Source organism: bacterium, from assembly GCA_022616075.1.
Taxonomy (GTDB): domain Bacteria; phylum Acidobacteriota; class HRBIN11; order JAKEFK01; family JAKEFK01; genus JAKEFK01.
In genome coordinates this window covers 1-15,952 of sequence record JAKEFK010000364.1, presented here as the reverse complement: position 1 = coordinate 15,952, position 15,952 = coordinate 1, and the positions used below count along the sequence as shown (strand labels likewise).

Genomic DNA, 15,952 nt, shown 5'->3' with positions numbered 1-15,952 from the left:
GACGCAAAACTTGTAAATTAGATTCTCTCATCCAAATGCTGAAAACAAATCATTAGACGGCTAGTTCCAATGATCTTAAGCTTGCAGCATGAGCATCCGCAAACCGCGCGCTCTCCTAACCTTGCTAGTCATTGTCTCTGCAATTGAAGCAAATGGATCTGACGATTGGCCAGGTTACCGCGGGCCAACATTTGACGGTTCTGCAGCAGTTTCTCATTCTTCCCCTTCTCCATCGCAAAGCCTGAGCGTTTCCTGGCGCGCGAAGGTAGGATCTGGTTACTCCGGCATCGCCATTGCAGAGGAAAAAACAGTAACGGCATTTTCGGATGGAAAAAACGACGTGGTGATCGCGTTTGACTCCACGTCCGGAAAAGAATTATGGCGCGTCCCTATTTCTTCTACACATAAAGGACATGATGGTTCGCATGATGGTCCGATTTCGACTCCAACAATTCACGAAGGAAAAGTTTTTGCGCTGAGTGCTTTCGGGGACCTCACAGCAATGGATTTGTTAACTGGCAAAAGGTTGTGGTCTGTAAACGTGACCAAAGTAGGCGGACGTTCTCCATTTTATGGATTCAGCGCCTCGCCACTGGTCTCGAATGGAGTCGTGGTTTTGCCAATTGGAGGCGAGAACGGAAAATCGATTACCGGATTTGATGCTCAGACAGGCAAAATGAAATGGTCCATGGGAGATGATATGGTGAATTATCAATCTCCGGTGTTGATGTCCATTTCAGGAAAACAAAGAATCATCGCAGCAAACGATAAGAAAATATTCGTCATTGATCCTGTCACTGGAAACAATCTTCTTGAATACGAACATGGAGGGGATGAAAACATAGCAGCAACCCTTGTCCCGTTACCACTCGATCAGGACAGGCTTCTTCTAAGAAATAAAAGAGAAAGTACCGATTTGATCAAGTTTTCGGTCAATGGCCAGGGCTCTCTCACTGCGAACAAGCTTTGGTCCGCAAGTATTTTCAAATACAGTTATGATCCTCCGGTTTACTACAAGGGCTATCTTTATGGGTTGAACGGCAGGATCCTCTCTTGCGTGAACGCTGAAAGCGGCGAGACGAAATGGAAATCCAGAGGCGTTGGCGATGGATTTGTGATTCTTGTGAACGGACTGCTGGTGATTCAAACAAAGACAGGAAAGCTGCACGTCGGTTCTGCGACCCCTGAAGGATGGAAAGAATTCGATCAGGTAACGCTATTTAAGGATGTTTCCTGGTCGGAACCAAGTTACAGTTGCGGAGCGATTTTTTCACGAAGTCATGGGGAAATTGCGCGGCTCGATTGGAACCGTACTGCTCAAGCCACCGCTGTTTTGAAACGTCCGATATCAACCTTACCGCCCGGTTCAAAGTTTGCAGCATTGGTTGAGGAACTTGAAAAATCATCCGAGAAGAAAACAATTCTAGATCGATTCTTTTCCGAGCAAAAACAATTTCCCATTGTGCAATGGCCGGATCAGGTCATCTTCGTTTATCGTGGGCCCGGGGAAGACATTGCATTCAGGAGCGAAATCGATGGCTGGGAAAATGAAATTCCTATGCAACGAGTTGCCGGTACTGATTTGTTTTTTTACACCGCCCGACTGGAACCTGATGCACGGATTCAATATCGGTTTGTCCGTAATTTTCATGAGAATATCGTGGATGCTTTCAATCCTCAAACGTCATCGGATCGAAGATTCTCTTCATTTGCCATGCCTGGATGGCTGGAACCATCGCACATCCAGGAAGCTCCCGAATCAAAACGAGGACGGTTCGAATCGCAAGAAATCAAGAGCCGAAAGGCGGCTTCCTCCCAGGCGAAACTAGAGGTTTACCTGCCCGCCGACTATGATGATTTGTCGCACGCCTATCCGGTTCTTTATGTGATGGATAGTGAGGGGGCGCGGACGCAATCTGCCATCAACCACACAATCGACAATTTAGGCGGAACACGTTTGCAAACGCCCATTCTCGTTTTTATCACCGAACTAATGACTTCAGAAAAACCACCTGATCCGATTGGAGGGCACCGGGAAGAAATGCTCGAACAAGCGAAACGAAATTCGAGATTTTTAGCAGATGAAATTGTCCCTTTCGTTGATTCGCATTACCGAACTTTGAAAAAGCGACAACACCGCGCGATCGCAGGACATTTTGAAAGGGCCGCTGAAGCTTTATTCATCGCTTTTGAGAACTGGAATCTCTTTGGTGGGATCTCAGTTCAATCTATGTGGATGTTGAATCTGCAAGATCCTTTACGACAATTGATTACGAGCCCAAACGAAAAACCGATGCGAATCTATGTGGATTGGGGAACCTATGATGAACGCTCCAAATCGCACGGCTGGGACCTGCGCGAGGAGAACAACAGGTTTTACGCGTATCTCAAAGAAAAAGGCTACCTTCCCGCCGGCGGCGAAACTCATGAAGGCAATGGCTGGACAAGCTGGCGAAATCGAAATGACAGGCTGCTAGCTTGTCTCTTCCCAAAGGAGATCGGGAGATAAGAAAAGTGAGCTGCGGCATTGTTTGATTCCCTCCGCGTAAAGCCCACCGGGGAGGCGGAGGCTGTATGAAACGCAAAATCCACCGGAGCAAGAAGTCTTTGCCAAAATCCCAAACGGCAAAACGGAGGGAAGCTACCTCCACGAAACTGGATCGGTGTGTAGCGGACGCCATACTGGGTATCGACACGCTCTGGGGAGGCGATGTGATGAACCCGTCCGGAATGGGCCGCTTTTTAGCGGATTGCTGGTTTTCCGATGAACCGCTTCCGAGAGCGTACACCCATCCCGCCGCCGCCAGACTTCGGGAGACGGGAGGAGTATCAGCAAAACAACCGGATCACGACACCATCCATCAATATCTTGACAGTGTCGATATCCCCGGCGCGATAAAGACGATCGCCGGCGAGGCAACGCGCATTGGCGGCATGCGCGGGAAATATCTGGAAGGTCTTTCGCTGAGTCTCAAAGTGATGTGGAATCTGATCCAGGAGATCCTTGGCAAAGGAGCGCCGGTACCATATTCCGAATGCGTTCTTGCATCGATTGGAATTTCTCCGGAACCCTCTCAGCCCGATGAAAAGCGCAGGCGGCTCAAAGAGTTGCTGAAAAGCAGCGGCTTTGACGTGAGTCAAAATCTTATGACCGCCGTGGATGCATGGCGCGCAGCGCGCTTGGCGCCTTCTAGATCTGCGAAGATGATTGCCGATGCATTTATCGCCCAACTGGACGCGCTAACCGTCAAGAACATGCTTCCCTACATGCCGGCAAGACTTCGTACTGTGCCGCGATCCAACATCGAATTTCTGCTGATTGAAAATGCCCGGTTTTCAGGATCCATGAACTACATCGGCAGAGCGCGGACCTCTAACAATCGGTCTCTGTACGATGCTACTTACGAAATGAATGCATCCTTACAAATTTCGATTCCGGAGTTCATTCATCAGGTCAGCCACGAAGTGGTTCCCGGGCACGTCACGACGTACGCGTATATCCAGGATCTGTACATACACGGGAAGGTCGGTTTTGAGGCGACGGTTCAAACGATGAATACGCTGTCTGCATCTTTGTTTGAAGGGATTGCCAATAACGCCATTTTGATTGCTTACGGAGTGAAAGAAGTGGAAGAGCTTCCGAGCGTGGACCTTCAGATCGGAGTGTTGTTGTCGACTTTGCAGGATGACGGGAAGAATCAATCCTCCTATCTGACATGGCAGGAGAAGTTGCCGCAAAAGGAAGTGGCCGACACGATTCGCCGTGACTTCTTGCTGAGTGAAGAGCGAGCCGACAAACTTTCAGGCGCCTGGGGGCGGCACCCCCTTCTCGGCCGGATGTGTCTGCCCGCATATCGAGCAGGCACCGAGTTAATCGCGCAGGCACGCCGTAAGTTCGACCCAGAAAAAATCCTGCCGCTCATCTATAGCTGCAACGGGCTAATGGATCTTTCCATCCTTCGGGAGATTGTAAAATAATCTTCACCGCATAGACTCACTGCGGCCGGGCCGCAACCAAAGTGAATTCCTTAAATCATCCACTTCCCCCGTAATCTTTGAAGTCAGTTGTCCGTTGTCAGTAGTCAGTTGTATTGAGATTCACTTGTTCCGGGAACAACTGACCGCAAGATTACAGGTAAATCTTTGCTGAAAAAACAACGATTGAACAATTAGCAACGCAGATTACAAAAGATTTCTTTAATTCCGCGTCTGCGGTGAATCCTTTACTCCACTTTTTTGAAATTCCAGTTGACACCGAGAGCGAGAAACACTGCAAGCCCTAACCAGTTGCCTCAAACGTAGAGAAATATTCCACAAGCTCACGCAAGACTGGAACAGCCGGCGGGCAGAGTGCTGGAAGGTAAATTCGATTTGGATACGGGGAGCAGGCTCTCGCCCGAGCGCCTCCGCACCTCTGACACCACGAGTAATCCTTCTGCATTGGTGTCTTCCGATAGAAGGAATTTTTCGGGCGTTAGTTCTCCCATCAATCCAGTTGATCCGGCATGTGTTTTCTCCAATAGCGATGACTTACCCGAACCGTCGGTAACAGGGGATCATTTTTTTGTCTTCGAATCGATCACAATGGGTTGACCCAAAAGGGAATGGGTCTGCTGATACTAGATGGAATTGGGAGTCCCTTAGCTTCAAACTGCTGCACAGCATTTTGGCGGCAACGTTCTATCTCTGCGTCTACGCTGATGCCTAAAGACGTATAACCATTAATAACCTCAACTGATCTTGCGAGGGGAGTTGTGAGTACTGGGATTTTTCCCTCACCCACCTTAAACTTAAAAAACATTTCGTTCATCGCGAACATGAATTCTTGATGTGAAAACGGTTCTGTTCCACCTCTTAGATCGCTGTGGAATTTAGCGACTCTCTCGCGCTGTATCCCTAGGCAAGCATTGAATCCCGACATAATCGATTTGGTTTCTTCAAATACGTAACTGTTCCAGATATTCTCCAGAGTGTCCCTAGTATGCTTTGCTCGCTCTTCTGCTGCATGGTTATATCTGCTAATTAATTTGACCAAAGCCTCAATTTCACTACTGTAAACTTTTTCGATTGGATGAGTCTTGGGTGTAATGACGATAGGTATTGATCGAGTTTTCTTATTTTTGTTATCGTCACGAACTTCGACACGTTTGCCGTCGATAAGTATCCATCCCCCTGGAGTGGTATCTTTTTCCTCATCAAGCTTGACCTTGTCGGATTCTGGGTCCTCAGCTACAACCAGCGTTAAGTGCATTGCGCCAATGAAACCGTCCGCTGCAAGAGGAGTGAAAGGGCTTGACGGCTCCTCCTTCTTCCTTTTATCTTTTATCGCGTTGGTTGCATCGAAAAAGCCATTAATCTGATCAAAAATGTCCAAGTACTCAGGGTTGGTGTCTTGCTCGAACGCGTCTTCATTATTGGCAAAGCTTGCTGCCACGCTACAGGGAGCCCAGCCGCCATCGATCGTGCAGCCTTTGTCAAGGTCGGTTGGGTCACCGCTTCTGGGGTAGAGCAGGTCGTCAGATGTGCCGTCACCTTCGGGCCCATGAGGCGGAGGCTCGAGGCCCACACTGTTGTGCAACGGGTCGTACTCCGCTCCTCCGAAAAGAACTCCGTTTCCGTTGACCTCCCGTTCACTGCTGTTGGTGGGACTCTGGAAGACCCAGAGCAGGGGTCTCGAGATGGTTTTCTTTGCAATCAGTTGACCGTTTGCATAAACAAATCCCAGCGTCTTTCCCCCTGTATCGCCCAACTCAGTAATCACCTGTCCTAACACACTGGAGCGAAGGAAATAAGTTGCGATTCCATTCTGGGTACGCCGGACGAGCTTACCGTCGCCATCATGGCGATTCCCCAATGTAATCTGTTGTGGCGGTAACGTACCGATGCGCCTTTGAGACGCATCAGTCGATTTCTGTCGTCCAGCAGCATCATATGTGGCCGTAACAGTTCCCATTTGAACTGGTTGTCCTGCGGCATTGTATATCCAGCGGACATCGCGATTATTTATGTAGGTTGTATCAAAACCTTCGAAAGGAGCCCCCCATAACTGAGAGGTCCGTGAAGTCAAGTTATTCCAGACATCATACGTGTATGTATCCACGTGCGGTCCAATTTTATCGCTTCCGAGTTCTGCGTCCTTGCCACTCTTGGAACCACTGAGCCGCCCGACATCATCATAAACCCAGGATCGATCAAATTCATCCTGAATGCTGCTCTCCGAACTCCTTACAAGGCCGTCGGCGTAGTACTGAAAGCTCGCCCCGATGACGTCAGGTACGTTGAAGTTGGAAATCTGGAGCCGGAAGTTGTGACTTACAGTGAGGATTTTAGCGTTCCCATATGTAACCCGCTTTGGTGCTCCCCACGCTCTGTATTGAATCTGTTGGATGTATGTAGGGACACTATCCAGCCCAGACCCCGTTACAGTACGGAGTCGGCCTGTGTGCTCATAGGAATACGTGACAATTCCGCCGAAAGGATCCGTGATGCTCTTCACAGCACCGGCAAGATTGTAGTCATAAGTGATTGAGAATGGGTTAGGAAGGCCATTGAATGTTTTCGTTTCGGACATCATGCGAGACAGAGTATTATACGTATAGCTGGTTATGCCACTCCCGTCCGTCATCGACGTGCGGTTGCCCGCTGAGTCGTAACCGAAGCTCACATCAGAAGTCGCCGGTACGTTTGGGTCAGTCGCGCCGTAGGTAATTCCGCTAACCAGATGCCTTGCATTATAACTGTAGGTGGAAACTGCTCCTCGCGGATCAGTTACAGTTTGGAGAGTACCATCTGAGTTATATGTGTAGATGGTCGGGCTTGACTCAATAGGCCACTTTCGAGATTGAAGACGTCCGAGCCCGTCGTACGTGAATGTTGTATCCTGGAATGTGCCGTTGGCGCCCTGGAACTGTCTGATGTTTGTAACTTGGTCCCGGACATTGTATGCGTTGATCTTTGTGGAATAGACACTCCTTTGTTGATCAGAGTTCAGAGCCTCCACCTTCACTTCTCGGCCAAAGACATCCTGCGTTATTCTTTGTTGTCGACCCACTTCATCTTCAAACGTTATGATTGTGCCGCCCGCGCAACCGCACCCACTGTAGGTAATGCTTCGTCTAGTGCCGTCTGCATTCGTGGTAATTCTCGGACGTCCCTGCCAATCGTATGACTGTGAGATGAATCGAGGGCTTCCTGAATCGTCTCCTGCACGATTCCAGTTTGCATCTGCCTCGAATGGAGTATCCTGCTGGACGACCCGCCCCAGAACATCATATGCGGTGAATCGCGCGCTGAAGCCACCGACACTTCCGGGAAAATCACTGATGGTTCCTCGCACACGGCCCAGTCCATCAAGAGCCTGAGTGACTTTGAATTCCGGAAACCCGGTTTCCAACAACGAAAATGTGTTTACGGTTGTCTGAGCGATTGGATATTCCCACCGAGTGTATCCACCACTTGGCGAGGTTTCGATCCGAGTGAGCCTTCCTGCGCTATCGTACAAACTCGTTCGCGTGGCACCTTTGGGATCGACAGTTTCCTGCACCACTCCGATGTCGTAGTGATATTTGACCGTGGACGAGAATCCATCTTCATCTGTCACCGTTGTCGGATAAGCAAGCGTTCCGCGATTTACACCATCCGAGAAAGAGTCCGTGTAACTGGTGTTGTTTTGATGTCCAAGCGCGTCGCGTTGGAAAATGGCGCTGCCAGTCGTGTTGTAGCCAATCTCGGTCTTGACGGAGGCGCTCTCATTATTTGGATCATTTACGTTCCATCCTTTCGTCCGGCTCAGGTTGCCTCTCCCCACAGTGAGGCCGATTCCATAATTCATGGAATCGTGCTGGGTAACAGTTCCGGTATCGGCCAGAAATTCGCTCGTCAAGTCGTATTCGAAAGTAGTTTTTCCAAACAATGTTCCATTGCCATCTCGTAACAACACAGCGCTAGGCAAGCCGATGATTCGACGGCTCAAATATGCCGAATCCAGGTTAAAGTCCGTATGCGTATGCCGTAGTACATCGATGCCATTCGTTGCATATTCTCTTATATCGCTGACTAACCCGAACGAAGTAGGAGTGAAGGCTGTTTTGCGGCAGTTACCTGCATCATCGCAAGTGTTGGTTTCCACCAGTCGCGGGTTTTTGGGGAAAGTGATGGTCTCATCATCCTGCGTCAAGGTAAAATCAGTTGACTTTTTCACGATACCCTGGGACAAGACCTCGTTCCGCACAACGAGCCCCTTTTGCCAGTTTGAAGAGCTACCGAATATCTCCTTATATATTGTGTTGTCGGGGGCTACAATCTGGCCTTGCCCATTCACAAAACCAAAGACATAGTTCGTTGTTACCTCAGCTCCTCCAACCCAGTTCTCGGCGGCAACTTTCTTCTCTGTGAAGCGTGGAGAATCCTGTTGAGTCGCGGTTCCATCCAACGGCAGATTGTAGGAAACATGATTTAGCTCGTGACCATCTGCCGCGAAAGTAGTGATTCTATGGACCTGTCCCCATGACGTGTAATCAAAGCCGACACTCGATCCGTCCGCAAGTGTAACTTTTGTGAGCACTTTGATCGTAGTGCCGTCCTGAGGCCCATCCACTGAGACGCCGAAAGGAAAATTTGTGTCGATCATTTGAAGACCATATTGAAAGGAAGCCCATATGTGAGTAGCCCCATCCCAAATTTGAGTAATTGACTCAAGGTTGTTATTTCCGTCGTAGATGAAGTTGATGGATCGCCCGAGGGTGTCAGTAATCGTTGTGATCTTCCCAAGATTGTTACGGCCAATGGTTATGAAATTCCCGTTACGGTCCTTAATCTGAGTGCAGCGGAATTCTGAATTGATCAACGAATAGGTCATCCGTGTACCGTTAGGATATAGCACAAGCAAGTTGCTGGAGCTGATTTCCTTGGCTTGAATATTAGAAGAGTCAAATGCGTCATAAACATTTGTTGAGCCGATTTGGCGCAATTCAACTCGAGCCCCAGAAGAGAGTATCAATAGATAGGCATTCACTCCGATTTGTGAGTTCACGTACTTTTGTTGAATCGCCGGGAAGCCCAGTCGGAAGCCTGCGCTTGGGAAGCCGTTATCGGCATTGAATTTGATTGAGTTCCCAGCTCGCGTCCATACCAACGAGTTATAAGTGAGTGCGAGACTCAGATCCAATCCAGCACGACCAGCGAGACCGACAACCGGCAGCCTCCAGTTGTAGTTGCCTGAAAACAGGTCTTCGCCTGCTCCTCCGATTCGATTGTTCGGATCAACCTGGGCAGTTGGAATATTCCCTGGAGGCGTTGGGGCAATCGGTTGAGTTGGTATTGCTCGAACCTTAGGTGTTGGCACATCTCCGCTCACGCCACCAAACCCAACTGTTCGCGTGGTATTGTTTGTGCTCTGGAAAATTCGCCAGATTCCATCCGACGGACGCCATGTTGCTTGATCTGCGCGGCCGTCTCCATCGTAGTCTGCTGGAACCAGGATGTCCCCCTGCTGTCCGAGTGCGATCGTTGATCGTGCGACATTGGTTGAGCTATCAATGATGTACCAGATGCCGGTAAGATTACTTTCAGCCGGTCGCCAGATGGCTATGTCAGCCTTTCCATCACCGTCATAGTCAGAGGGCGCCGGCAAATCATTGTATGGGGATAGTCCACTGCCCCACTGTACCGACCGGATAGTGCCGGTGGAACTTTGGAGAATACTCCATACGCCAGTGGAAGGACGCCATGTTGCGGGATCCGTTTTGACATCGCCGTCGTAATCCGCAGGCACCAGCACATCGCCAGGCTGACCATGAGGACCGAACGTTCCGGTTCCACTCGCAGAATCCACAGAGCGGAAATACCATTTGCCATCGGTTGGACGCCACACTGCAAGATCACTATTGCCGTCACCATTATAATCACCCGGCACAGGCAGATCGGTCGGCAAACCCCATTGAATTTGAATCCCCTGATCACCAGAGATGCTGCTTCGAAGAATGTACCAATTTCCTTCCGATGAACGCCATATGGCAAAATCGGTCTTGCCATCACCATCATAATCTGCAGGAACAATCAAGTCTCCACTCACTCCCCATGGCTGTATCGTCGTTCCGCCGCCACTACTGCGATTGATGTACCAGAAGCCTTCAGATGAACGCCACACCGAGAGATCAGCTTTAGAGTCCACATCATAATCGAAAAGAGTTCTGTTCCCTGATGGCGGGGGAGTCGAATCAGCAACAGAGATATCAACCACTGCTGATGTTGCAACCGCTCCCAGGTTATCCGTTGCTCTGGCGGTAATTGCGTAATTACCTGCACTTACATCGCTCCACTGAAAGCTGTATGGCCCTGCGGCATCCTCGCCGAGCTTCACGGTTCCCTGAAAGAATTCCACCCTGGTGATCGAACCGTCGCTATCAGAAGCATCCGCGCTGATCGTGATATTTGCGGGTGCAGTAAATGTTGCACCACTCGCAGGTGAGCTAATATTGACCGACGGAGGCAGGTTGGGGGCGCTAACGGAAATATTCACAGCACTGGACGTTGCACTCGCTTGCAAATTATCAATCGCTCTTGCAGTTAATGAATAGTTTCCCGCCGAAACGTTACTCCAACTGAAGCTGTAAGGCGCTGTGTTGTCTTCACCCAACTTAATGGTTCCACGGAAGAATTCTACCTTGTTGATCGAACCATCGCTGTCGGCGGCGTCTGCTGTAATAGTAATATTGGCTGGGGCTGTAAAGGTTGTTCCGCTTGCCGGAGAGGTGATACTTACGGATGGTGGCTGATTTGTGGAAGAAACCGTAACAAGAATTTGTGGAGAGGTGGCTGTTCCCAGCAGGTCATTCGTGGCTCTGGCAGTTAAGTTATAGTTTCCGGCTGCAACGTTTGTCCATAGAAAACTGTAAGGGGGATTGATGTCCTCTCCCAACTTTAACCCATCTCTAAAAAACTCAACCTTCTGTATATTGCCTTCAGGATTATTCACGTTTGCTTCAATGTTTATACTGGCCGGCGCCGCGAATGTTGCGCCGTTAGGTGGGGCGGTAATATTAACCGTGTACGCACTGGTAAATCCGCCGGGTACATCTCCGGAGAATTTCCAGGAACCTTTCAGAACTCCATGATTGCCATTCCCCGAAGAATCGTTGGCTGTCGAATTATCAAATTTCCATAAACCACGAGTTTGCCCCGCGATAGAATCTAGAGTGTTGGCAAGCGGGAAACTCTGAGTTGTATAGAGTGCGCTGGCAGTTACCCTGGCTTCATCAATCTTTCCGTGGAAGAGACCTGCTCCGTCAGCTCCGGATCCAATGAAGAGATCTGAAGTGCCGGTGGCTGGAAAAAAATTGCTCAGTGGTTTAGGATCAGCTGCCAAATTTCCATCTATATAGATTCGCAACTGAGTTCCGTTATAGACCCCTGCTACATGGTGCCAGGCATCAGTGCTGACCAGTTGATCGCTGTCTATGAATTGGAAATTCGAGCCGTTTTTGAAAATGAAGAACCGTAGCTTTCCGGTAGAAACAATCCGAAGCGCAAATCCTCCATTTGAACCCGATGTCGAGCCGCTCGCGTAACGCTCAATAATGCCCTGCCGCGTAAGATTTACCGTTGTCTTAATCCATGCTTCCACCGTAACAGAACCTGTGATGTCTAAAGTTGAACTCTTTGGGGCAAACACCTTTACCCAGCCGGCACCGTCCAACTCCAATGAACGCTTGACCGTCTGCAAATCTGAGTACCTGGAAGGGAATATCACGAACAATACTACGATCAGAGAAACCAGCAGATATTCCTTATGGCAGTAACTTGAAATATTTCCAATCGATTGCATTCCTTCGCGATAGTGCAACTTCTCTCTAACCGAAACGTTCATACAATTCTCCTCAATTTTAGGAATGACTGTTTTTTATCAGATAAATGATTGCCATGTGAAATCATCAAAAAGGCGATTCGCATGTTCCATCAAAGGATTGCTTCATCCGGAAGATCCTCAAACCTTTGTTCTGCCATGATCTTCAAGTTCCGTTTATGAAAAATCGTTTCGAAAGGAGTTCCCTTTACACCTTCCGGCAAACACTCTTGCAATTCGAGTTTTGAAAAGGTTTCCTCTTGATAGTCGAGCTCTTTTGCTTTTCGCTGAAGCGTGCGCAAGTAGTACAGCGCATGATCGACAGCATCTGTGGAGCGAGCGGCAAGATGGCTCGAAATCAGAGTTTTCCTGTTTCGCCTTTTGATCTGCTCCAATGCCGGGAAAAACAACGCCGGTGTTGAATAGGAGATATAAACCATGTTCCCAACGACGGTATCGCCAACATGGATCAAATTCGCCTGAGGAATATCGACATTGACCGTGCTCATCGTATGCCCCGGATTGTAAAAAAGATTCAGTCGGAACCGTCCCCATCGAATCGACAACTCATCAGAGATTAAGATCGTCGGCTCCGCAAAAAAGGATTTTTCCTCCTCCGATCGATAACGTTCCTGGTCGAACGTATGCCTGTAATTTTTATGTGTGATGATTTGACTTTCAGGAAAGAATTTCAACCCGGCCAGATGATCACTGAAATAATGGGTGCAAATGATATATCGCACTCGATCTTTCAGATCTGTTTCTACATATTTCTTTAAATCTTCCGCATCCTTTTTGCTTGCCATCGCTTCAATCAAAATAGCTTCACTCCCGGAAACCAGGATTGTAGAATTCGAATCGTAGGCATCTCCAATTGCCAGGTGAACATCCGGCTCTAAGCGTTGAACTCGCATCGGCCCTCCTTATTTGGAGATAGATTAAAGTTCAACCGATCATTTGTCTAATTAATTGTTTTCAATGAATTGATGAGAAATGATCATTTATTGGAAGGAAGGAACTGATCGATGCCACGGACCAATCCAAGGCAGCCGGAAACGTTGCGGATCGCGATCAAAATTCCGGACAAATAGGGAGCGGCGCTTGCACCTGCGTCGTACCGGATGCTCAACCGCTCATCCTTTTCTCCAAAGATCACTTCCATTCCAATGACGTAACCCGGCAAACGGATGGAGTGAACTTGCATTTCATTTAGCGTGGCGCCCCGACTCTCCACCAGTCCTACAGTTTTCTGAATCGGAAACGGGATCTCCGGTTTTCGAATCTGAGAAAGGCGGAAACCCAGCTGTCGAGCCATACCGCTGGGCGCATCCGGTTTCAGCGCAGACGCATAATCGATCACTTCCCAGTGCGAAAGAAATTTGGCAGCTTCGCAGGCAAATCTTTGAAGCAAAATCGCGGAAATTGCAAAGTTTCCGCAAGCAATCACTCCAACACGATTTTGCAGAGCTGCCTGATGAATCTCTTCGTAGTCCTGATCGCTCAAACCCGAACTTCCCACTACAACATGAATTTTTTTGTTAACTGCTTCCAATACGTGGGTCTTGACAGCTTCCGCACCGGTGAAATCCACATAAACATCCGGCGCTGTTGTCAGGGCTTCAACAACAGATTCCTGGATCTTCAAATCCACATTCGGCTGATCCAGAATCTTCCCAAGATTTTCATCGGCGCGACTGCGAGAAACCGCTCCAACTAAATTCATGTCCTGGGCTTGAAGAATCTCTTTGCATAACGGCAGCCCGGTCCATCCGGTTGCACCACCAACGCAAACTGTCAGGCTCATGCTTTGTTCCTGAACGATCTCAGCGACTCCCGAAGGTCTTTTGCCAGCAATTCCGGTTCTTCCCATGCTGCAAAATGACCGCCGGATGGCAAGTGAGTCCAGCGCTGGATATTGTATCCGCGCTCGGTCCAATCTCGCGGCGCCATAGGATCCTCTTTAGGAAAACAAGCAACAAAACCAGGGACTTCCACTCTCATTCCTTTGGACATGTGTACAGGAGCTTTGAGTGCTTCCTGATAGAGACGAGCGGAAGAATGAAACGTCTCCGTAAACCAGTAAATACTGATGTTGGTCAACAATTCATCCTTTGAAAATCGATTCTCGACATTGCCGTCACAATCGCTCCAACCTTGAAATTTTTCAACGATCCAGGCTGCAAGTCCTGCCGGTGAATCATTCAAAGCATAGGCAAGCGTTTGCGGTTTGGTGGCTTGAATATGAGCGTACCCCCCTTCCTTCTGATACCATTCTTCACGATGCTTTAAAAACTCCTGCTCGGATTCCGAAAGCGTGTCGTTTGATTCCACGTAAGGCCTGTAAGAACCGGGAATGTAATTGAGATGGATCGCAGTCAAGCTTGCCGGATGATGCAACCCGAGCCACGTTGCGACTGTTGCTCCCCAATCGCCGCCTTGAGCAACAAACTTCGAATAGCCAAGCTGTTTCATCAGCTTTTCAAACAAACTCGCGATGAATGGTCCGTTCATTCCGTGTTTGGCAGGGCGATCGGAAAATCCATAACCGGGCAGTGATGGAACCACAACATGAAAAGCATCCGATGGATCTGCACCATATTTATCGGGAGTGGTCAGCATCGGAATAATCCGCTGCATTTCCCAGAAGGATCCCGGCCATCCGTGAATCAGAAGCAAAGGTAAAGCATCGGGATCTGAACTTCGCTCATGAATAAAATGTATGCCGAATCCGTCAACCACAGACTTGTAGTGGGCAAAGGAATTCAGCAGTTCCTGCTGTGCAAACCAGCCGTATTCATCCTTCCAGTAATCAACAAGTTCCTTCAGGTAATTCAGGGGCACGCCGCTTCCCCAGTCATCAGCATCAATAGAATCGGGCCAACGCATCTTCTCAAGACGCCTTCGTAAATCCGTGATTTTTTCCTTTGGAATCCGAATCTTAAATGGTTTCATTTGTTATCACCAGCAAAAGTCACTTTGTAGGTAAGAATATTCCTGTTTCCTGTCGCTTGTCAACCCGCAAAATCCTGCTGTATAAGTTGCGGTCATCGGATGAATGAAAAGATTTCATTGGATTAATTCAGCCGAACTCCCGTAACTTTAACTCCACAGAAAAATGGGATCTCAAAAACGGGTCTTGGTGATGCTTGCGGTTTCCGGAACGGTTTTGTTTTGGGGCTCTGCCTTTGTGGCCATCAGAGCAGCGCTCAGAGATTATGACGCCGGACAGCTTGTGAGTCTGCGTTTCATGGTCAGTTCCGTCATTCTAATCGTTGTCGCGGTTCTTCGGCGCTCTACTCTGCCCAGGCTGCAGGACCTGCCGTCTATTTGTCTCTGCGGTTTCATTGGCATATCTGTCTATCAACTCGCGCTCAGCATGGGCCAAAAATCGGTTACTGCGGGTGCCGCATGCCTGATCATCAACACAGCACCGATCTATACGATTCTGCTGGCGAACCTTTTTTTGAAAGAACAGTTAAGAAAAGGGATCTGGTTCGGAACGGCGATCAGTTTAACTGGAACAACTTTGATTGCGCTTGGTGAGAGTGGAGGCATTACCTTTAACCGGGGCGCCATCCTGATCGTCATCGCAGCTCTGTGCCATGCAGGTTATTTTGTAATCCAAAAACCTCTTTTAAAAAAGTACGCACCGGCGGAGCTGGCCTCTTATATGATTTGGGCAGGATCACTTTTCCTGTTTCCATTCTTTCCTGGCGCTGTCATCAAAACCGAAACAGCCGGCATCGCTGCGATTGGCGCGATTCTTTTTCTAAGCATCTTTTCCACTGTGATTGGCTTCTTTTGCTGGTCCTATGTGCTTTCAACCCGGCCGGCAAGCCATGCTGTCTCTTTTCTTTACATGACTCCGGTTGTTGCTGTGCTTCTGGAGTGGATCATTTTCCATGAGCTGCCGAGATTCCCGACAGCGTTCGGTGGTCTTCTATCTCTCGGAGGAGTGATTGTTGTCAACAGTCCGCGGCGCTCCTAAGACGAAAAAAATCTCGGATCCGGCATGGTCCAACATAAACAGGTCGGACAATCCTGCGATCTCTCACCGAACGAAATTATGAAGCAGGGTATAGAATTCCTTCTGACGTTCAATCATCGGCC

At 48.9% G+C, this 15,952-nt stretch carries 7 protein-coding genes; 3 read left to right on the top strand and 4 right to left on the bottom strand.

Annotated features, from left to right (window positions below; genetic code table 11):
- Window positions 1–88: 88 nt before the first annotated feature.
- The gene (locus tag L0156_27920; protein MCI0606829.1) at window positions 89–2,509 is read left to right on the top strand and encodes a PQQ-binding-like beta-propeller repeat protein; all 2,421 of its coding nucleotides are present in this window, start codon (window positions 89–91) and stop codon (window positions 2,507–2,509) included.
- Window positions 2,510–2,574: 65 nt separating this feature from the next.
- Window positions 2,575–3,978, top strand: coding sequence for a hypothetical protein (locus tag L0156_27915; GenBank protein ID MCI0606828.1), 1,404 nt, complete (start codon window positions 2,575–2,577; stop codon window positions 3,976–3,978).
- A 601-nt stretch (window positions 3,979–4,579) separates the two neighbouring features.
- Here the strand turns inward: L0156_27915 and L0156_27910 are convergent.
- The 4 genes from L0156_27910 to L0156_27895 form a co-directional block, all read right to left on the bottom strand.
- Window positions 4,580–11,866 (bottom strand): Ig-like domain-containing protein, encoded by a 7,287-nt coding sequence (locus L0156_27910; protein MCI0606827.1) that lies wholly within the window; start codon window positions 11,864–11,866, stop codon window positions 4,580–4,582.
- Window positions 11,867–11,955: 89 nt separating this feature from the next.
- The gene (locus tag L0156_27905; GenBank protein MCI0606826.1) at window positions 11,956–12,756 is read right to left on the bottom strand and encodes an MBL fold metallo-hydrolase; all 801 of its coding nucleotides are present in this window, start codon (window positions 12,754–12,756) and stop codon (window positions 11,956–11,958) included.
- An 83-nt stretch (window positions 12,757–12,839) separates the two neighbouring features.
- Window positions 12,840–13,646, bottom strand: coding sequence for a 4-hydroxy-tetrahydrodipicolinate reductase (dapB, locus tag L0156_27900; GenBank protein ID MCI0606825.1), 807 nt, complete (start codon window positions 13,644–13,646; stop codon window positions 12,840–12,842).
- Complete coding sequence (locus tag L0156_27895; GenBank protein MCI0606824.1) at window positions 13,643–14,794, bottom strand: epoxide hydrolase; 1,152 nt, start codon at window positions 14,792–14,794, stop codon at window positions 13,643–13,645. Before L0156_27895 ends, dapB begins: the two co-directional genes overlap by 4 nt.
- A 163-nt stretch (window positions 14,795–14,957) precedes the next feature.
- Between L0156_27895 and L0156_27890 the strand changes: the two genes are divergently transcribed.
- On the top strand, window positions 14,958–15,830 hold the full coding sequence (locus L0156_27890) for an EamA family transporter (protein MCI0606823.1): 873 nt from the start codon (window positions 14,958–14,960) through the stop codon (window positions 15,828–15,830).
- Window positions 15,831–15,952: the final 122 nt, after the last annotated feature.

Excerpts from the sequence above, each read along its gene's own strand:
- dapB (MCI0606825.1), bottom strand. The coding sequence starts at position 13,646 with ATGAGCCTGACAGTTTGCGTTGGTGGTGCAACCGGATGGACCGGGCTG.
- L0156_27910 (MCI0606827.1), bottom strand. The coding sequence starts at position 11,866 with ATGAACGTTTCGGTTAGAGAGAAGTTGCACTATCGCGAAGGAATGCAA.
- L0156_27895 (MCI0606824.1), bottom strand. The coding sequence starts at position 14,794 with ATGAAACCATTTAAGATTCGGATTCCAAAGGAAAAAATCACGGATTTA.
- L0156_27920 (MCI0606829.1), top strand. The coding sequence starts at position 89 with ATGAGCATCCGCAAACCGCGCGCTCTCCTAACCTTGCTAGTCATTGTC.
- L0156_27915 (MCI0606828.1), top strand. The coding sequence starts at position 2,575 with ATGAAACGCAAAATCCACCGGAGCAAGAAGTCTTTGCCAAAATCCCAA.
- L0156_27905 (MCI0606826.1), bottom strand. The coding sequence starts at position 12,756 with ATGCGAGTTCAACGCTTAGAGCCGGATGTTCACCTGGCAATTGGAGAT.
- L0156_27890 (MCI0606823.1), top strand. The coding sequence starts at position 14,958 with ATGGGATCTCAAAAACGGGTCTTGGTGATGCTTGCGGTTTCCGGAACG.